We start from the raw sequence: 18607 nt of genomic DNA, 5'->3' as shown, positions 1-18607 counted from the left end.
CGTGCTGGCGTTTGCCTCACGGCAGGCGCATTAGCCTTGGGGCCCCAGCCGGCCCGCTTAGCCCGCTAATTTCACCAAATAATTCCTGTTCCTTCCTATTCCATGAAGCTAGTTACCACCTTATTGGGCCTGCTGCTGCTTGCCAGCGGGGCCCAGTCGCCGCCCGCCGCCCCGGCCGCCGACTTCCCGTTTCAGAACCCTGACCTGCCCCTCGACCAGCGCGTGGATGACCTGGTGGGCCGCCTCACGCTGCCCGAAAAGGTGTCGCAGATGCTCAACGCCTCGCCGGCCATCGACCGGCTGGGCATTCCGGCCTACAACTGGTGGAACGAGGCCCTGCACGGCGTGGCCCGCACCGGCTTGAAAACCACGGTGTTCCCACAGGCCATCGGCATGGCCGCCACCTTTGATAAGGACGCCATGCTGGCCATGGCCACCATGACCTCGGACGAGGCACGGGCGGTGCACCAGGAGTACGTGCGGCGCGGTGAACGCGGTATCTACCAAGGTCTTACCTTCTGGACGCCCAACATCAACATCTTCCGCGACCCGCGGTGGGGGAGGGGCCAGGAAACCTACGGCGAAGACCCCTACCTGACCGGGCAGCTGGGCTCGGCGCTGGTGCACGGCTTCCAGGGCGACGACCCCAAGTACCTCAAAATCACGGCCTGCGCCAAGCACTTCGCCGTGCACAGCGGCCCCGAATCGTCGCGCCACGAGTACAACGCCCAAATCAGCGATTACGACCTGTGGGACACGTATTTGCCCGCTTTCCGCGACTTGATTGTGGATGCCAAGGTGGCCGGCGTGATGTGCGCCTACAACGCCTACGCCGGCCAGCCCTGCTGCGGCAGCGACATCTTGATGACCAACATCTTATACAAGAAATGGAATTTCAAGGGCTACGTTACCTCCGACTGCGGCGGCATCGACGACTTCTGGCAGCATCATAAAACCGACCCCGACGCGGCTACCGCCGCCGCCAATGCTGTGATGCACGGCACTGACATTGAGTGCGGTGGTCAGCCAGGCACCTATAGTTCACTTCTGGAGGCGGTGCAGAAAAAGCTCATCACCGAGCAGCAGCTCGACGTGTCGGTGAAGCGGCTCTACAAAATCCGGTTTCAGCTGGGCATGTTCGACCCCGTGGAGCGCGTGAAGTACGCCCGCATTCCGATGAGCGTGGTGGAAAGCGCCCCGCACCAAGCCCACGCCCTTAAGATGGCCCGCGAGTCGATGGTGCTGCTCAAGAATGAAAAGAACACCCTGCCGCTGCGCAAAAACCTGAAGAAGATTGTGGTGATGGGCCCCAACGCCGACAACGAAAGCGTGCAGCTGGGCAACTACAACGGTTTCCCCACCACCCTCGTCACGCCGCTTGCCGGCATCCGGGCCAAGGTGGGGGCGGGCACTGAAGTGGTTTACATGCAAGGGGTTGACTACGCCAGCAACACGGTGTACGAGCCCCTGGACCTCAACCAGCAACTGAGCTACGACGGCAAGCCGGGCTTCCGGGCCGAGTATTTTAAGGGCATTGGCCTGGAGGGCCCCGCCGTGGCCACCCGCCAGGAAGCCGGCCTCGACCGCTACCTGGCCAACGTGAAAATGGAAGTGGCCCCCGGCCTGCCGGCCGAGAACTTTTCGGCCCGTTACCTGGCCACCTTCACGCCCGCCAAAACCGAGGACCTGGCCCTGCAAATCTCGGGCGATGATGGCTACCGGCTGTTTGTGGACGACAAGCTGGTGATTGACGCCTGGGCCGAGCGCGGCTTCTCCACCAAGGAGCACCTGCTGGGCGTCACGGCCGGTAAGCCGCTGCGCATCAAGCTAGAATACCTGCAAACCGACCGCCGCACCATCCTCAAGTTTACCGGGGCAAAGGTGGTAACCATGAACGCGGCCAACATCCTGGCGCGGGTGAAAGACGCCGACGCCATCGTGTTCGTGGGTGGCATTTCGCCCAAGCTCGAAGGCGAGGAGATGAACGTGAAAGTGCCCGGCTTCAGCGGCGGCGACCGCACCACCATCGGCCTGCCGCAGGTGCAAACCGACCTGCTGAAGGTGCTGCACAGCTCCGGCAAGCCTGTGGTGCTGGCCCTGATGACGGGCAGCGCCCTGGCCACGCCCTGGGAGGCCGCCCACCTGCCGGCCATCCTCAACGCCTGGTACGGCGGGCAGGCCGCCGGTACGGCCTTGGCCGACGTGCTCTTCGGCGACTACAACCCCGCCGGCCGCCTGCCGGTCACGTTCTACAAGTCGGAAACCCAGCTGCCGGCCTTCGACGACTACAGCATGGCCGGGCGCACCTACCGCTACTTCACCGGCGAGCCGCTGTACCCGTTCGGCCACGGCCTGAGCTACACCACGTTCAAATACAGTAACTTAAAACTGCTGTCGAAACCCGTAACTGGCCAGCCGCTCCGCGTGAGCGTGCAGGTGCAGAACACCGGCGCCCGGGCCGGCGACGAGGTGGTGCAGCTCTACGTGCGCCACCCCGGCGCCACCGGCCGGGTGGCCCGCCACGCCTTGGAGGGCTTCCGGCGCGTGAGCCTGGCCGCCGGCCAGCAGCAAACGGTGCAGTTCACGCTGACGCCGCGCCAACTCTCGCGCCTCGATGCGCAGGCCCACCGGGTAGAAGCGCCCGGCCGCGTGCAGGTGTTCGTGGGCGGCGGGCAGCCGCTGGCGGCGGCCGTGCAGGCCGGCCGCGTGCAGCAGGCCAGCGTGCTGCTGGCCGGCGCGCCCGTGGCCATTGATCAGAAATAACGCGCGGCCCGGGGCCCCCGGCTGCTCGGCGCGGGGGCCCTGGGCCCTGCGGCTGGGACCCCTAGCTGCCCAATAGATTCGCAGGGTCGGCGCGAGAAAGGCGCGGTATTATGGCATCTAAACTACTTATAATAGAAGAATTTAGGAGAGATAAAATCTTTTGGTAATGGGGTTAAACTTGCATCTGCCAAGCTCCTCCAACTGCCAAATTATTTCCTGCTTCACCTTCTATTCTTTAAGCCCATGCCCCTTATTTCTGCCCGTTCCCTTGTGCTGGCCAGCTTGGCCAGCGGCCTGTTATTCGCCTCGGGCTGCAAGCGCCAAACCGACGTGGTGACGCCCGACCAGGACGTGACGACCGCCGAGGACAACAGCACCACCGAAAGCGAAACCGCGCTGAGCGGCGACATCATGACGGCCGCCGCGCCCCAGGACGAAACCCAGAACAGCTCGCCCGCCGTGGCCGGTGCCGCTGAGTTGGCGCGGGTGTACGGTACCTGCGGCACCCGCACCTACGTGGCCGCCACCCGCACGCTCACCATCGATTTTGGGGCCACCAACTGCCTGTGCCCCGACGGGCGCTACCGCCGCGGCCAGATTGTGGTGCGCTTCACCGGGGCCAACCTCGCGCGCCATTCGGGGGCCGTCGTTACCCGCGAGGGTTACTTCGTGAACGACAACCAGCACACGGCCACGCGCACTTTCACCGACCTGGGCAACGGCTCGTTTTCGGTGGCCGTGGCCAACGGCAGCATCATTTACGCCAACAACGGCGGCACCTGCACCTGGACGGCCCAGCGCACCTACACCCGCACCGCCGGCTACGGCACGCCCCAGGTAGCCGACGACGTGTACAGCGTAACCGGCCAGGCGGCGGGTACCAACCGCCGGGGCGTTAGCTACACGGCCACCATCACCAAGCCCCTCGTCAAGCGCGGCGACTGCTACAAGTACTACGTGGCCGGCACCGTGACGCTGGCCAACGACAAGGGTAGTACCCTCGTGCTCGACTACGACCCCAGCGGCACGCAGGCCTGCGACAACTCCGCCAGCGTGACGGTAGGGGCCTGGACGAAGATGATTACGCTGCGCTAAACGGCCGGTCTTCCAACAAAAAAATCCCCGCCAACCGGCGGGGATTTTTTGTGTGTGGGGGATGGGTGGCCGGGGCCCTAGCGCGTGCCGCGGTGGCGGCTCGGGCGGTGGGGTTTCACCTTGTGGGTGCCCGAGCGGTGGCCAAAGAGGCTGAATTTGCGGTGGGGGCTGCCCCCGCCGTGGTAGTAGGTGTACACCGGGCGGTGGTTGCCGGGGGTGGGGAAGCGGTGGCGCAGGGGTGCGGCCGACGCATCGGGGGCAACCAGCCAGGCGCACGACGCGCAAAAGAGCAACAGCAGAAAACGGGGCATGGGGCGGGAGGGGGGATTAAGAGGAGAACGAAAAGCGCGTGAGGCCAATACCAAGCCCGCCCCCTAAACTGCGCGGCGGGAAAAAATATTGCCTATCGAAGTACTATTGCTACAATACCGTGCCAAACCGGTGCGCTCGGCCCGGGGCCCCGGGGTTTGGGTTTTCTTTGCGGCCATGAAATACCTGGTGCTTCCGGCCGCCGTGGCCGGCAACTTGCTGGTGATGGCCTGCCAAACGCAAAAACCCCTGACTGCCGCCGGCACCGCGCCGGCTGCCACGCCCGGCGCGGTGTGGCACTCCGACGCCTACACCCTGCTGCGCGACGCCGTGGTGCAGGGGCCCTACCGGGCCACGGCCGCCTCGGCCACCGCCCTCACGTCCAATTACCACAGCCCGGCCCGCGCCCTGAGCCCGCGCATCGCCTTCAAGTTCAGCCTCAACGGCAAGGACAACGAGCTGCCATCGGGCCAAGACCACCATTTTGTGGCCCTGCGGGGCCCCGGCGCGGCGGGCGCGGGGCCCCTGGAAACGCCGGTCATCACCTTCGGCCAGCCGGGGCCCGAAGCCGCGGCCGCGCCCGACGGCGCAACGCTGGCCCCGGGCACGCCGGTGAAGATTCGGCTGGATTTGCGGCCCGTGCTGGCGGCGTTTCAGAAGGACGGGTTTTACACCACCTTCAAAGGCGAAAAGATTTACAAGCAGGACCTGAAGCACGTGCTGGTGGCCGGCGACGTGGCCCCGCTGAGCTGGGACTTCGACAACTTGGTGAACAAGCCGGAGCTGGAAATGCACGACCCCGACGGCGACGGCATCTACGAAACCACGCTGGTGCTGAACGCGCCCGAGGCCGCCAAAACCACCGCCCAGGAGTGGCACCAAACCATTAAAACCGACGACTTCCCGCAGTATTCGTCCGAGTACCCGCTAGCCGACGCCCTCTACAACCTGGCCCTGGAGGAGGCCCGCCGCGCCGTGGAGCCCGACAGCACTTTCCGCACCGGCAAGGAGTGGGCCGGCGTGTGGACGCGCGACATCAGCTACTCCATCATCCTGGCGCAGGCCACGTTGCAGCCGCGCTCGGCCATGAAAAGCCTACTGCGCAAGGTGTCGCCCCAGGGCCGCATCATCCAGGACACGGGCACGGGCGGCGCCTACCCGTGCTCCACGGACCGCCTGATATGGGCCGTGGCCGCCTGGGAAATCTACAAGGTAACCGGCGACGAGGCCTGGCTGCGTCGAGTGTACCCCATTGTGCAGCAGTCCATTGCCGACGACGTGCAGAACGCCTACAACCCCGAAACCGGCCTGGTGCGCGGCGAGTCGTCGTTTCTGGACTGGCGCGAGCAAACCTACCCGCGCTGGATGCAGCCGGTGGACATTTACCAGAGCGAGAACCTGGGCACCAACGCCGTGCACGCCCAGGCCAACACCGTGCTGGCCGCCATGGCCCGCCAGTTGGGCCACGCCGACGTGGCCGCCGACCACGAGCGGCTGGCCAACCAAATCCGCCACGGCGTAAACCAGTACCTGTGGCTCGAAAAAGCCGGTTACTACGGCCAGTTCCGCTACGGGCGCGTGTTCGGCAGCGTGTCGCCGCGCGCCGAGGCCCTGGGCGAGGCCCTGAGCGTGTACTTCGGCGTGGCCGACGCGGCGCGGGCCAAAACGGTGGTGGAGCGCACGCCCACTGTGCCGTTCGGCGTGCCGTGCATCTACCCCCAAATTCCCGGCATCCCGCCCTACCACAACGACGCCGTGTGGCCCTTTGTGCAAAGCTTCTGGGCCCTGGCCGCCGCCCAAACCGGCAACGAAGCCTCCCTCACTGAGAGTATGGCCGCCATCTACCGCCCGGCGGCGCTATTCCTCACCAACAAAGAGAACTTCGTGGCCGGCAACGGCGACTTCGCCGGCACCCAAATCAACTCTTCCAACATGCTCTGGAGCCTGTCGGGCAGCCTCGGGCTGGTGTACAAAGTGCTGTTCGGCATGCACTACGAAACCGACCGGCTGGTGTTCCGCCCCTTCGTGCCGCAGGCCTTCCAGGGCCCCCGCAAGCTCACGAATTTCCGCTACCGCGGCGCGGTGCTGGACGTGGAAATGAGCGGCTTTGGCAATGAAATCCAGGCGATTACCCTCGACGGCCAGCCGCTGCCCGACGCGGCCGTGCCCGCCGCCCTTACCGGCCGCCATGCCCTGCGCATCGTGCTCAAAAGCCAGGCCCCGGCCGCCGCACCCGTCAACCGCGTGGCCAACCAGTTCTCGCCCGAAACGCCGCAAGTCACTTACGCCAAAAACCGCCTGAGCTGGGCCCCCGTGGCCGGCGCCAAAAGCTACAAAGTGCTGAAAAACGCCCAGGTCATCACCACCAACGCCAACCCGGCCATCGGCTGGCCGGTGCCCACGGCTGCCTTCGCCGAGTACCAAGTGGTGGCCGTGGACGCCCAGGGCCTGGAGTCGTTCGCCAGCGAGCCGGTGGCTGTGGCCAGCGCCGGCGTGGGGCCCCAGCAAGTACCGCTCGAAACCGTGGCGCCCAAGTCGAAGCTGCCCTACCAGGGCTTCACGGGCGCGGGCTTCGTGGAAACCAGCACCACTCAAAACCCGGCCCTGGCCATCCCCGTCACGGTACCCGAGGCCGGCCTCTACGCCCTCGATTTCCGCTACGCCAACGGCAACGGCCCCATCAACACCGAGAACAAGTGCGCCATCCGCACGCTGCGCAGCGGCGCGGGGGCCCTGCTCGGCACCGTGGTGCTGCCCCAGCGCGGCACCGGCGAGTGGTCGAACTGGGGCTTCACCAACCCCGTGCTGGTGCGCCTCGAGAAAGGCAAAAACAGCCTGCGCCTTGCCCTGGAGCCCGCCAACACCAACATGAACATCGCCGTGAACCAAGCTATGCTCGACTACCTGCGCGTGCAGCGCGTGCAATAAAAAGTAGGGCCCCAACCCTGTCATCCTGAACGCAGTGAAGGATCTGAGGACAGTCGAACATCTTGCAGTAGTCAATGATTTACTGCGTGCCGTTTCATTGTCCTCAGATCCTTCACTGCGTTCAGGATGACAGGGTTGGGGGCCCCATAATGCGCCCCATCACGTTCTTTTGTTAGGGCGCCACTACCGGCAGCGTCAGCGCCGAGGGGTGGGCGGCGTCGTGGTAGAGCCGGATGGTGGCTTTCTGGAAATCAGCGGCTTTGGCAGTGGAGATGTTGAGGAACTGCTGTGGGTTGCGGTCCACGAGCGGGAACCAGGTGCTTTGCACTTGCACCATCAGGCGGTGGCCTTTTTTGAAGGTGTGGAGCACGTCGGGCAGTTCGTACTTCACCTCCGTGGGCTGGTTGGGCACGAAGGCGGTGGGGTGCTCAAAGCTCTGGCGGAAGCGGCCGCGCATCACCTCGGCGCGCACCAAGCGCTGGTAGCCGCCCATCAGCAGCTCGTCGGGGTTCGGCACCGGGGCGGGCGTGTCGGCGGGCAGCACGTCGATGAGCTTGACGATGAAGTCGGCGTCGGTGCCCGACGTGCTCACCCACAAGTCCGCGCCCAGGGGCCCCGCCACGGTCAGGTCCTCGGCCAGCGGCTCAGTTTGGAACACCAGTACATCGGGCCGCTGGGCGGCGAAGCGCTGGTCCTCAATCATGTACTCGTTGTTGCGGCCGTCGGCTACGCCGGCGGAGTAGGGCACGGGGTGGGCCGGGTCGCTCACGTATTCCTCGGGTTTCTCGTCGGCCGCGGGCGCGGCGAAGGCCAAGCGGCCGTTGGCGCCGGCGTAGGCCGAGCGGCCCGCGGCGGCCTTGGGCGGCCAGGCGGGGTAGGTTTGCCAATCGTTGGTGCCGGTGTTGAATACGGTGGCTTCGGCGGGGTTGAAGGCGCCTTTGTCCTTCAAGTAGTGGTTGAAAAACGGCGTTTCCAGCGTTTGGCGGTAGTGCTGGGCGGTGTTGGCGCCGAAGTTTAGGGGCCCGAAGCGGCTCCAGTCGGGCCGGCTCCAGGCGCCGTGGGTCCATGGGCCCATTACGAGGCGGTTGGTGGCGCCGGGGTTTTGCTGCTCAATGGCCTTATACGTGTGCAGGGCCCCGAACAGGTCCTCGGCGTCGAACCAGCCGCCCACCACCAGCACGGCGGGCCGCACGCCGGTGAGGCGCGGGCGAATGTTGCGCGCCTGCCAGTAGGCGTCGTAGGTGTCGTGCTGCAAGTACTCGTTCCAGATGCGGGCGCGGCCGTTGAAGTACTGCGGCGCATTGGCGCCGGCCAGGGGCCCCAGGTTCAGGAAAAACTGGTAGGCGTCGGCCGGCTGGCTCTTGAACAGGGCCTCGTACTTGGCCACCGGCTGGGGCCGCGGCACGTCGAAGTAGTTGGTGAAGTCGAAGTTATCCAGCAAAAAAAACGCCCCGTTGTGCCGGGCGTCGTCGCCCAGAAATTCGTCCGTGACCGGCGCCTGGGGCGACACAGCCTTGAGGGCGGGGTGGGCCGTGGGCAGGCTGGCCGTGGCGTAGAAGCCGGGGTACGAAATGCCCATGATGCCCACGCGGCCGTTGTTGTTCGGCACGTTTTTCAGCAGCCACTCGATGGTATCGTAGGTGTCGGTGCTCTCGTCGTGGGGCGCGGGCTGGCCCTTGGGGCCCCGGCGGCGGGCCTTGTCCGAGGCCGCCGTGGGCAGGGCGGGCGTCATTTCCTCAAATTGCCCCTCGCTTTGGTAGCGGCCCCGCACGTCCTGGTACACGAAAATGTACTGCTCCTCCGACAGCTCGCGGCTGGGCCCGGGGCCCCGCAGGCGGTAGTTTTCCGCGCCGTAGGGCCCCGCCGAGTAGGGCGTGCGCGTCATCAGAAACGGGTAGCGGCGGCCGGGCGCGGCGTCGAGCGGCACGTAGAGCACGGTGTAGAGCTTGGTGCCGTCGCGCATCACGATTTGGTGCTCAAGCTTGCGGTAGTGCTGCCGCACAAAGGCCGAATCCTGGGCGCGGGTGGGGGGCGTGGGGGCCCGGGCGGGCGTGGGCACCGGCGTTTGGGCCCCGGCCGAACCAGCGGCGGCGGCCACCAAAAGGGCAGCCGCGAAAGCAAAACGAGTCATGCGAAGAAGGGAAAAACGAATGGGGCCCTAAGTACGGCCCCCGCGGCTATGCGGCCCATGAAACGCCGCCGGCGCCGCGCGTGTTGGGCCGGTATGTGTGACCACCAAAAGCCCGCCGCCAACCTCAAACGCTTCCTCGTGTACCTCGCCATCGGCGTAGTGGTGCTGCTGCTCGGCTACGGGCAGGCCGCGGCCGGGGCGTAGCGGGGCTTTTATTGGCCGGGGCGGGTTGGCGAATTGCCCGCAGAGCTTCGTCGGGCCACCTTGCTCCAGACCGTCGCTGATTTAGAAGCTGTTTGAGTAATTGGCTTGCCCTCAGCACGGGAACCTCTATTACCCCAAATAGCCAAAACGAGCCGCCGCCCCGGGGCCCCGCCCGCGCGGCCCAACGACGGGAAAAGCCGCCACGCTGCCCCGTTTCGCTACGCCCGAGGTTACCGATGGGGCCCCAAGTACCGTATACCAAGGCGGAGCGGCCTGCCGCTGCCCCGCAACCCGTTTCACTACACCCGCCCCCATGCCTTTTCCCGGCGTCACCCGCACGTTTGATATCCTTGCCTACCAGCTCGCCCAATTTCCGCAGCCGCGCTGCCTGGTGGCCAAGCGCGGGGAGGAGTGGGCCCCTCGCAGCACGGCGGAGGTGCAGGAGGCGGCAGATTTGGTGAGCCGGGGCCTGCACGCGCTGGGCGTGGGCCGGGGCGACAAGGTGGCCATCGTGGCCCCTAGCTGCCCGGAGTGGCTACTGGCCGATTTTGGCATCGCCCAACTTGGGGCCGTGTCGGTGCCCATCTACCCCACCGTGACGGACGAGGACTACCGCTTCATTTTGAAGGATGCGGAGGTGCGGGCCGTGTTCGTGGCCAACGCCGAGCTGTACCGCACCGTGCTGGCCGCCAGCGAAGGCCTGGACCTACCCGCCGCCCACGTTTTCACCTTCGAGTCGGTGCCGGACGCGCGGCCCTTCGCCGAGCTGCAGGAGCTGGGCCGCGGCGTGGCGCCCGACGCGCTGGCCCCCCTGAAGGCCGCCGTGCAGCCCACCGATCTGCACACCATCATCTATACCAGCGGTACCACCGGCCAGCCCAAGGGCGTGATGCTCAGCCACGACAACATGCTCAGCAACTGCCGCGCCATGCACGACTTCATCCCCGGGGCCCCCGGCGACCGGGTGCTGAGCGTGCTGCCCCTGGCCCACGTGCTGGAGCGCACGGGCACCTACCTGTTCATGCAGCTGGGCCTGGGCATCACCTTCGCCGAAAGCATCGGCGCGGTGGGCGACAACCTGCGCGAGGTGCGGCCCGTCACGTTCGTGGCCGTGCCCCGGCTGCTCGAAAAAGTGTACGAGAAGATTCTGGCGCAGGGCGCGCAGCTCGGCGGAATCAAGAAAAAGCTTTTCAACTGGGCCGTGAACCTGGGCCTGCGTTTCGACCCGCAGCGCAGCCTGGGGCCCTGGTACAACGCCCAGCTGGCCGTGGCCCGGCGGCTGGTATTTGCCAAGTGGCGGGCGGCGCTGGGCGGGCGCGTGAAGTGCATCATCGTGGGCGGCGGGGCCCTGCAACCGCGCCTGGCCCGGGTGTTTTGGGCGGCGGGCATCCACGTAATGGAAGGCTACGGCCTCACCGAATCGTCGCCCGTTGTGAGCGCCTGCCGCTACGACCGCGCCAACAACATGCCCGGCACCGTGGGCCCCGTGCTGACCGGCGCGGAGGTGAAAATCGCGCCCGACGGCGAAATCCTCACCCGCTCGCCCTCCGTGATGCTGGGCTACTACAACCGCCCCGACCTCACCGCCGAGGCCGTGGACGCCGACGGCTGGCTGCGCACCGGCGACATCGGCGAGTTTGTGAACGGGAGGTTTTTGAAGATTACCGACCGCAAAAAGGCGATGTTCAAAACCTCCGGCGGCAAGTACGTGGCCCCGCAGCGCATCGAGGCGCAGCTCATGGAAGATCCGCTCATCGAGCAGGCCATGGTGGTGGGCGACGGCCAGAAATTCCCCGGGGCCCTGCTGGTGCCCAACGCCGCCGCGCTGCTGGACTGGGCCCAAAGCCAGGGCCCCCTGGCCGGCTTGCCCATCGAAGAATTAGTAACCCAGGAGCCTGTGAAGCAATTGTTTAACGAGCTGGTGCAGACCTGCAACGCCCAGTTTGCCCACTGGGAGCAGGTGAAGAAAATTGCCCTCCTGCCCACCCCCTGGACCGTGGAAAGCGGCGAGCTAACCCCCACCCTGAAGCTCAAGCGCAAGGCCATCACCGAGGCCCACGAGCCCGTAATCGCGGGCTTGTACAGCTAGCCGGCCAGCCGCAACGCGCACAGAAAGAGGGCCCCCGCTTCGTAGCTAGTACGGAGCGGGGGCCCTCTTTTTGTGCGCGGCGGAGCTGTTTACTCGGCTTCGGCCACTGCCTCGTCGGCGTGCGTGGGGGCCTCGTAGGTGTCTGCGTACTTGAAGTCTTCGAGCCAGTAATCGGAGGCGATGACGTCGAACACGACGCTGGTAGCGGTTTTCTCGGTGGGCTTGATTTGCCAGAGGATGGACGGGGCCTCGGGGAAGGTGGTGCCGGCCAGCTGGTCGCCGAAGAGGCGGTGCAGCAGGGCGCTGTCGGACAGGCCGGGGCCCAGCAGGCGCAGCAGCGGAGCGGCCGGGCTCTCGTCAAATACGGCCAGGTCGGCGGCGTCGGCGGCGGTTACTTTCACCTTGAACTCGACGGCCTGCGGGTGCGGGAATTTGCCGTTGTAAGCTTCGTAGAGCAGCTGCGTGGCGTTGAAAAACCCTTCGTGCAGCTCCAGGCGCGGGTTTTCTTCCCACAGCTTCTCGGTTTGGAGCTGGTGGGCAAGCTGGTCGAGCTGGCCTCCCGTCAGCGCGTCTTCAAACAAATACTCGAGCACGAGCTTGGCCGACTCGGCGGGCTCCAGGTCCGTGAGCGACATCTGGCACATGGCCTTGAGCTCGGCGGCGGCGATTTCGTCGGGGTTGTCGTAGGCCATTTTGGTCAGCAGGGCCTTGTAATCGGCGTTGTCCCAAGCGGTGGGCAGCTCGGCCAGGTGCTGGAAGGAGAGGCGTTCGACGGTGAAATTTGGCATCGGAAAAGGGAATAAAGTGCGAATAAGCTGAACCCTTTTACGGCAAACGGCCGGCAACAACCGAAACCCCGCGTTCTTTATTCCCCGGGGCCCTACCCACCGCCGGCCCCCAAACCGCGCCAAAAAACGCCGGGGCCCCGGGGCGGGCCCGCCGCGCCGTTGGCTTATTCGGCCAAAAAACAGCAACTTTCGCCGCCGACGGCTGGCCCGTGCGGGGCCCCAGCGGCCGCGCCGTTTCTTTGGGAAACGCACCGCTTCCGCCATTTCCGCCCGCATGGACGCTCCCCTGACTGCCGACGATTATTTTGCCCCGCCCCTCGTGTACGTGGAGGAGCAGGTGCTGCTGAGCACCGGCCGGTTTGTGGCGCTGTGCGCGGCCACGGGCGGCGTGTACGCACTGTGGTGGCAGTACAAAGCCTGGCGTTTTTTCAAGCAATGGGAGCAGAACGACACTTGGCCCGTGGCGCGGGTGCTCCTCAGCGTGTTCACCATCTACGGCCTGCTGGTGCGCATCAAGGAGCTGGCGCGGCGGGCGGGGGCCCCGGCTGGCTTCTCGCCCGGCAACGCGGCCAGCGGCTACGTGGTGCTCAGCCTGCTGTCGCGCCTGCCCGACCCGTACTGGTTGGTGTCGGTGGGGGCCTTCGGGTTTTTGGTGTCGGGGTTTGAGGCCCTCAACTGCACCCTGCCGCGCCTGCACGGCGTGCCCCTGCGCGAGCCCACCGGCTTCAGCGGCCGGCAGTGGGTGCTGCTGGTGGGGGGCGTATTGTTCTGGGCCCTGCTGCTCATCGGCTTGGCCCTGCCCGAAAACGGCCAGGTGTAGCCAGGGCCCCGGGGGGCTGCCCTACGGCAGCAGGCGCAGGGTGGTGTCGAGGCGCTGGGTGACGAGGAACTGGCGGGCCTGGAGGCGCAGCTGGTCCTGCTGCTGGCGCTGCTCCTCTTTTTTGAACAGGCGCACGCGGTACTTGGTCTCGCTGCTGGTGCGGCGCAGGTTCACGTAGGTGAGGCCGGGGTGGGGGCGCGGGGCCAGGGGCTGGTTGTTCTTGATGCGCTCGATGCGCTTCTGGTTGTCGCCGAACAGGGCCTGAATGGCGTTGGCCCCGATGTAGAGGTTGGCGCGGCCGTCGAGGGCGTAGGTGCCGTTCAGGGCCATGTTGGCCAGGTTGCTGTTCAGCTTCAGGTCGGGGATGAGCAGCTCGCCGCGGTCGAGGATGAGCTGGGTGCGCACGGGCTCGAAGTAGAGGTGGCCGCTGCGCTCCTTGCGGATGAACTTGAGGCTCTCGGTGAGGGCCTCCACGTCGATGAGCTCCAGGTTGCGGATGTCGGCCTGGAGGTAGGCCTGGGTTTGGTCGAAGCCGGGCAAAAAGGCCGCGTCCAGGTCGGTGCGCAGGTCGCCGGAGAGGCGCACCGTGCCCCGGATGTTGTCGCCGCCGAGCACGCGCAGGCCCATGGCCTGGGCCACGGTGAAAAACGCCGGGAGCTGAATGTCCTCGAGGCTGGTTTGCACATGCAGCGGGTGGTGGTCGCGGCCGCGGTTGGTGTGCAGCACGCCGTTCAGGCGCACCCGGCCCCCAAAGGCGTTGAGGGCCGCCGTGTCGATGCGGGCCGTGCCATCGCGCAAGTGCACCGCCAGCCGGAACTGCCCGCCGCGCACCGCCGCGTAGCGCACCTGGTCGGCCTGCACGTGCAGGGTGGCCGCGAGCACGCCGTTGGTCAGCATCGAGCCCGTGCGGGGCCGGCCGCGGGCAGTGCGGCCGCTGGCCCGGCGGGTGCGGGCGGCCTGGCGAGCCACGCGCTTAGCGGGCGTTACGAGGCTGTCGGGCGGGCTGAGGGCGGCGAACAGCTTCAGCAGCTGCTGCACGTCGAGGGTGGCGTAGCGCAGGCTCACGTCGGCGGCGGCGGCCGTCAGGCGCAAGTCGTCCACAATGGCCGAGGCCGAGGCGCGGCCCTGCCCGCCCTGGGGCACCGTCACGGTGAGGTAGGGCATGTCGAGCAGCGAGTCTTCCTTTATCAGGCGCAGGCGCAGGTTGCGCAACGACTGGCCGTCGGGCAGGCGCACGGCGTCGATGGAGCAGTCGAGCTGGCCGTCGGCGGTGAGCAGCAGCTCGCGCAGCGCCGGCAAGGCGGCGCGCTTTCGGTAGCCCGGGCGGCCCGGGGCGGGGCGGCGCACGGGGGCCAGGCGGGCCAGCAGCTGCCGGTAGGGCAGGGTGCCGAAGTGCACCGACAGCTGAAAGTTGATGGGGGGCACGTCGGTGGCAGCCGTGTCGGTGGGCCAAGCCAGGTTGCCCTGCACCTCCCCGCCATAAATGCGGCCCGTGAGGCCCTGGAGGCGCACCTGGCGGCCGTCGTGGTACACCCGCACAAATAAGTCGGAGAGCGTATCGGCGGGCAGCAGCAGGCGGCGGCAGTGCAGGGCCACGCTCAGGCGCATGCCCTGCGGGATGAGGCTGGTGCCCAGCGTGGCCGTGAGGGCGGCGCGGGCTTGGGCGCGGCGGCGGGCGTTGGGCCGCGCCGGGGCCCCCGCCGGGGGCCGCAGCAGCCCGCGCAGGCGCCCCACGTGCAGGTCGTCCACGGCAAAATCGCCGCGGATGGTGGTGGTGGCCGACTGCCCGGTGAGGTAGCCCAGCAGGTGCACGGTGGTGGCCGAGGCCTGGAAGCGCATTCCGTCGAGCACGCCCGAGGCGTCCGTCAGCTTCCACACGCTGTCGGCGATGCCGATGCGCACGTTCAGGGCCGAGAGGCGGGCGTGGCGGGCGGGCAGCAGCAGGTCGGCGTTGCGCAGCACCACCGCGCCGCGCACGTCGAGGTTGCGCTGGAGCGCCGCCAGCCGGGTGCTGTTGGGCGGCGGCCGCAGCAGGCCCTGGAAGGTCACGTTGAGCGCCGCCGTGCCGCGCCGGGCCTGCCAGAGGCCGCGCGGCGTGAGCAGGGCCGCCAGCTCGGGCAGCTCGGTGCGCCCGCTCAGGCGGCCGCGCACGTAGGGCTGCCGGAAGTTGCGTAGCATGAGGGCCACGTCGAGCTGCCCGGCGGGCGAATACAGGCGGCAGCGCTGGAGGGTGAGGGTGGTGGTTTCGGGGCGGTGGCCGGGGCCGTTGTCGTAGGTGGCGGCCAGGTCCCAGTGGTTGATGCGGCGGGCCGAGTCGGGCCAGGCCAGGCTGGCGTCGCGCAGCTTAAAGGAGAGCAATGTGCGGGGCCGCATGGTGGGCCCGCTCTGCCCCTCGATGCGGTAGGTAACCTGGGCCTTACTCGGGCTGGTGGCCCCGGCCAGGTAGGGGCGCAGGCGCGGGGGCAGGGCCGTGTTGAGCACCGCCAGCAGGGGCTGGTCGCCGGCAAAGCGCAGGGCGAGCTGGGTGCCGGTGGGGCGCGTGGGGTCCACGGTGTGGGTGCCGCTGAGGCGCACGGTGTCGCCGTTCAGCGTGAAGCGCGTGTCGTCGAAGCTGCCCTGCCGGGCCCGGAACGTGTAGTGGTAGCGCACCCGGGCCCGCACCGGCTCGTGGGCCAGCAGCGTGCCGCTTGGGTTTTGCAGGAACTCCAGCTGCCCGTCCAGCAGGCCCTGCACCCGCAGCACGCCGCCCGCCAGCCGGCCCGCCAGCCGCCCCACCCGCACCCGGGCCCCAATGGCGCTGTGGATGTAGGCGTTGCGCGTTTCAATGGTGAAGTTATTGATAATGAGCGAATCCAGGCCCAAATCCAGCACCGGGGCCTTGCCCGGGCCGGGCCGGCGCTTGCCGCGCAGCCCCCAGCTGTGGCCCGTCGAGTCCACCACTTCGCGCAGGGCCCCGTTGCTGAGCGTGAGGCGCGTGACCTGCACGCGGCCGTGCAGCAGGGCCCCCAGCTCCAGGCGCGCATCGGCCCGGTCGAGGCGCAGCACGGTTTCGGCGCGGCCGCGGGCGGTGTCGGTGAGGGCTAGGTGGCGCAGCGAGGCGGTGAGGTGCGGGAAGTCGCGCCAGGGTGAAACCTCCACCTCGAAGGGCCCCAGCACCAGGTCCGAGTTTTTGGCCAGCTGCTGGCGCACGCGCTGGGCAATCAGGGCCCGGCCGTAGCGGCTGCCCAGCAGCCACGCGCCGCCCCCCGCCGCCAACAGCACGAGCAGCAAGCCGGCCAGCAACACACGGAGGGATATTTTTTTCATACTAAACGAGCGCGGGGGCAATGGGGCCCCATACGCAAAACCACGGCCTACCGATCAGCCTATTGCCGCCCCGCGCTACCGAAACGTAAAGTCGACCCGAAAGCTTGCGTACGCCGCCGGGCGCAGCACCTCGGCGCTGGGGTCGGTGGGGGTGCGCCGGGGCAGCACGTAGTGGCCGGTGAGGGCGTACGAGAACGGGTAGTGGGCGTAGGCCAGCGGCAAGGTAAGCTCGTAGCCCATCAGGCGCGGCGCAGCCGAGGCGTCGGGCACGGCCGGCACCACCGTGCCGTTGCGCCGCCGCCGCGTGGCCACCGCCGGCGCGCCCGCCGCGCCCGGCGGCGCGTAGGCGCCGCCGTAGCGCAGCAAGGCCAGCGGCGAGCCGTAGAACACCTCGGCCCCCGGCGTCAGGGTCAAGCTTTGGGCCCCCAGCCAGTTATCCTTCCGCAGCGTGCCCGTGAGCAGCACCGAAACCGTTTGGGCGCGTTGCTGCTGGAAGAAGAAATTGTAGTCGAGCGCCAGCGCCAGGGGACCCCAGGCGTAGGCCGTATTGGCCTCGAAGCCGTTGTTGATGCGGGGCTCGCCGGGGCCCAAGGCCTGCGTAAAAAACACCCGGTCGAGCGACACCGAGTACGTCCAGCGGGGCAAAAATTCGTTGGCGTAGCCCACCTCCAGGTCCGTGAACGAGTAGCGCGGCGGTGCGCTCTGCCGGAAATAATAGCCCTGCACCTGCCCGTAAAACCCGCTCGGGTGGCTGTACACCACGCTCGGACTCAGGGCCAGCGCGTGGTCGCCGTACTCGCGGCCCAGGTAGTAAGTGCGCTGGTCGGCGTCGAGGGCCACCGTCCACTCGGCGGTATCGGCCGCGGCGGGGGGCGGCGGCGCGGCAAGGGTTTGGGCCCGCAACCCGGCGCCTGGCAGCGCCAGGGCCCCGGCCAGAAATAATAGCTTCACGTAGGTAAGTGAGAAAATATATTAATAAAATATTGATTTACAATAATATAGCGAATCATCGGGAAAATAAAAGTGGCGCGGCACCACGCCGGCCGGGGCCCCCAGCACCGCCAGGGCCCCCAGGTGGCCCGGCCCCGCCGCGAAGCCCAGCAGCTGTGCGCCCGCCGGCGCCGCCAGCCACGGGGCCCCGTCCGCCCCGGGCCCCAGCACCGAAAAATCGGCAAACGGCAGCGACAAGCCCATGCCCAACGCCTTGGCGTAGGCCTCCTTGCGCGTCCAAATGGTGTAGAACAAGGCCTCCCAGGGGGCCCCCGGCGCGGTGGCGCGCAAGGCCGCCTGCTCGGGGCCCGAGAACAGCTCCTGCACCAGGGCCAGCGCGTCGGTCATCGGGTGTAGGGTCTCCACATCGGCCCCCACGGCCCATTCGTTTGATACCGCCAGCAGCGCCCGCCCGGCCCGGTACGAGAGGTTGAACTGCACCGCCGCCGGGGCCGGCAGCGCCGGCTTGCCGCGCAGCACGGGCGCCGCCAGCGTCAAATCTGCCGGCCGTTGCCCCGCGTAGGGCCCCAGCACGGCCCGCAAAAAGCCGTGGGCCCGCCCGTACGTCTGCTGCAGCGCCGCGGTGCGGAAGCGCGCCTGCCGGTCCCGTTCTGCTTCGGACAAGGTAGTTTCCGCGGGGCCCCAGGCGGGGTGCTCGGCGGCCAGGTCGGCGTGCCAGAGGTGCACGAAGGGAAGGGGCATGGGGTGGGTTGCGGGGTAGAGTACAGAAGATCAATTTGCAAGCGTTAGCAAAACTATTGTTGATGACTTTCCCATGATTTTTTAGCGGAGTAATAAGTCTTGGATTCACCTAATGATGTTCCAAACCAAATCTCATAGTTGGATTCATTAAGCTTTTTATAATGCAAAGTGCTTTCTTCCCTCTCTATAATGTCTATGTCACCTAAATCATTTGGAACGTATCCTTTTCTGCTTCTGTAGGCTTCGATTCTGTAAACGAGTTGTTCACCCTGCTTAACCAACTCAGTTTCTCTTGTAACGCAGGAGACAAGCAGCAAGCATGAGCACGATATAAGGCTCTTAATAATCCTTAGCATGAATTTTTAACTCTTGCAAAATTCTTCGAATTAAGAGCTAGTCAAAAGTGTAGTTAGATTGATTGCCGTTGAACCTCGAATTTCGACGGTTGACCATCCCTGATTCTCGTCAACCTATCAATCTGA

12 protein-coding genes are annotated in these 18607 nt (G+C 66.9%); 5 read left to right on the top strand and 7 right to left on the bottom strand.

The window, feature by feature from the left end; genetic code table 11:
- The first annotated feature begins 102 nt into the window (after positions 1 to 102).
- Entirely contained in the window at positions 103 to 2763 is a 2661-nt protein-coding gene (locus EAH73_RS00695; RefSeq protein WP_140464389.1) for a glycoside hydrolase family 3 C-terminal domain-containing protein, read from the top strand.
- Between the two features lie 243 nt (positions 2764 to 3006).
- The gene (locus tag EAH73_RS22925; protein WP_161599400.1) at positions 3007 to 3858 is read left to right on the top strand and encodes a hypothetical protein; all 852 of its coding nucleotides are present in this window, start codon (positions 3007 to 3009) and stop codon (positions 3856 to 3858) included.
- 77 nt (positions 3859 to 3935) lie between these two features.
- Here EAH73_RS22925 and EAH73_RS00685 read toward each other — a convergent pair whose 3' ends face one another.
- Positions 3936 to 4169 carry a hypothetical protein gene (locus tag EAH73_RS00685; protein WP_140464388.1) on the bottom strand — a complete coding sequence of 78 codons (234 nt, stop codon included), beginning with the start codon at positions 4167 to 4169 and terminating at the stop codon, positions 3936 to 3938.
- Between the two features lie 175 nt (positions 4170 to 4344).
- Here EAH73_RS00685 and EAH73_RS00680 point away from each other — a divergent pair, with 175 nt between their 5' ends.
- Positions 4345 to 7095 carry an MGH1-like glycoside hydrolase domain-containing protein gene (locus EAH73_RS00680; RefSeq protein WP_140464387.1) on the top strand — a complete coding sequence of 917 codons (2751 nt, stop codon included), beginning with the start codon at positions 4345 to 4347 and terminating at the stop codon, positions 7093 to 7095.
- A 172-nt stretch (positions 7096 to 7267) separates the two neighbouring features.
- On the opposite strand, the gene EAH73_RS00675 is transcribed toward EAH73_RS00680, so the two are convergent.
- On the bottom strand, positions 7268 to 9226 hold the full coding sequence (locus EAH73_RS00675) for a CocE/NonD family hydrolase (protein ID WP_140464386.1): 1959 nt from the start codon (positions 9224 to 9226) through the stop codon (positions 7268 to 7270).
- Positions 9227 to 9743: 517 nt separating this feature from the next.
- On the opposite strand from EAH73_RS00675, the gene EAH73_RS00670 reads away from it, so the two are divergent.
- Positions 9744 to 11519: an AMP-dependent synthetase/ligase gene (locus EAH73_RS00670; RefSeq protein WP_140464385.1), complete on the top strand. Its 1776-nt coding sequence runs from the start codon at positions 9744 to 9746 to the stop codon at positions 11517 to 11519.
- Positions 11520 to 11608: 89 nt separating this feature from the next.
- Here EAH73_RS00670 and EAH73_RS00665 read toward each other — a convergent pair whose 3' ends face one another.
- Positions 11609 to 12307: a hypothetical protein gene (locus tag EAH73_RS00665; protein WP_140464384.1), complete on the bottom strand. Its 699-nt coding sequence runs from the start codon at positions 12305 to 12307 to the stop codon at positions 11609 to 11611.
- 274 nt (positions 12308 to 12581) lie between these two features.
- Between EAH73_RS00665 and EAH73_RS00660 the strand changes: the two genes are divergently transcribed.
- Entirely contained in the window at positions 12582 to 13127 is a 546-nt protein-coding gene (locus EAH73_RS00660) for a hypothetical protein (RefSeq protein ID WP_140464383.1), read from the top strand.
- 21 nt (positions 13128 to 13148) lie between these two features.
- Here the strand turns inward: EAH73_RS00660 and EAH73_RS00655 are convergent, their stop codons facing one another.
- The 4 genes from EAH73_RS00655 to EAH73_RS00640 all read right to left on the bottom strand — a co-directional run bounded on the left by EAH73_RS00655 (position 13149) and on the right by EAH73_RS00640 (position 18442).
- A complete protein-coding gene (locus EAH73_RS00655; protein ID WP_140464382.1) occupies positions 13149 to 16433 on the bottom strand; it encodes an AsmA-like C-terminal region-containing protein in 3285 nt (1094 codons plus the stop codon).
- A 75-nt stretch (positions 16434 to 16508) separates the two neighbouring features.
- On the bottom strand, positions 16509 to 17384 hold the full coding sequence (locus tag EAH73_RS00650) for a hypothetical protein (protein WP_140464381.1): 876 nt from the start codon (positions 17382 to 17384) through the stop codon (positions 16509 to 16511).
- Positions 17385 to 17405: 21 nt separating this feature from the next.
- Positions 17406 to 18125 carry a 4'-phosphopantetheinyl transferase family protein gene (locus tag EAH73_RS00645; protein ID WP_140464380.1) on the bottom strand — a complete coding sequence of 240 codons (720 nt, stop codon included), beginning with the start codon at positions 18123 to 18125 and terminating at the stop codon, positions 17406 to 17408.
- Positions 18126 to 18178: 53 nt separating this feature from the next.
- Positions 18179 to 18442 carry a hypothetical protein gene (locus EAH73_RS00640; protein ID WP_140464379.1) on the bottom strand — a complete coding sequence of 88 codons (264 nt, stop codon included), beginning with the start codon at positions 18440 to 18442 and terminating at the stop codon, positions 18179 to 18181.
- Positions 18443 to 18607 lie beyond the last annotated feature (165 nt).

The sequence above is a fragment of the Hymenobacter nivis genome, assembly GCF_006439025.1.
GTDB classification, from domain to species: Bacteria; Bacteroidota; Bacteroidia; order Cytophagales; family Hymenobacteraceae; genus Hymenobacter; species Hymenobacter nivis_A.
This window is presented reverse-complemented; position numbering and strand designations above follow the sequence as displayed.

What these genes read in the sequence shown, in the direction of transcription:
- EAH73_RS22925 (WP_161599400.1), top strand. Translation starts at nt 3,007, where the DNA reads ATGCCCCTTATTTCTGCCCGTTCCCTTGTGCTGGCCAGCTTGGCCAGC.
- EAH73_RS00685 (WP_140464388.1), bottom strand. Translation starts at nt 4,169, where the DNA reads ATGCCCCGTTTTCTGCTGTTGCTCTTTTGCGCGTCGTGCGCCTGGCTG.
- EAH73_RS00695 (WP_140464389.1), top strand. Translation starts at nt 103, where the DNA reads ATGAAGCTAGTTACCACCTTATTGGGCCTGCTGCTGCTTGCCAGCGGG.
- EAH73_RS00680 (WP_140464387.1), top strand. Translation starts at nt 4,345, where the DNA reads ATGAAATACCTGGTGCTTCCGGCCGCCGTGGCCGGCAACTTGCTGGTG.
- EAH73_RS00670 (WP_140464385.1), top strand. Translation starts at nt 9,744, where the DNA reads ATGCCTTTTCCCGGCGTCACCCGCACGTTTGATATCCTTGCCTACCAG.
- EAH73_RS00645 (WP_140464380.1), bottom strand. Translation starts at nt 18,125, where the DNA reads ATGCCCCTTCCCTTCGTGCACCTCTGGCACGCCGACCTGGCCGCCGAG.
- EAH73_RS00655 (WP_140464382.1), bottom strand. Translation starts at nt 16,433, where the DNA reads ATGAAAAAAATATCCCTCCGTGTGTTGCTGGCCGGCTTGCTGCTCGTG.
- EAH73_RS00665 (WP_140464384.1), bottom strand. Translation starts at nt 12,307, where the DNA reads ATGCCAAATTTCACCGTCGAACGCCTCTCCTTCCAGCACCTGGCCGAG.
- EAH73_RS00675 (WP_140464386.1), bottom strand. Translation starts at nt 9,226, where the DNA reads ATGACTCGTTTTGCTTTCGCGGCTGCCCTTTTGGTGGCCGCCGCCGCT.
- EAH73_RS00660 (WP_140464383.1), top strand. Translation starts at nt 12,582, where the DNA reads ATGGACGCTCCCCTGACTGCCGACGATTATTTTGCCCCGCCCCTCGTG.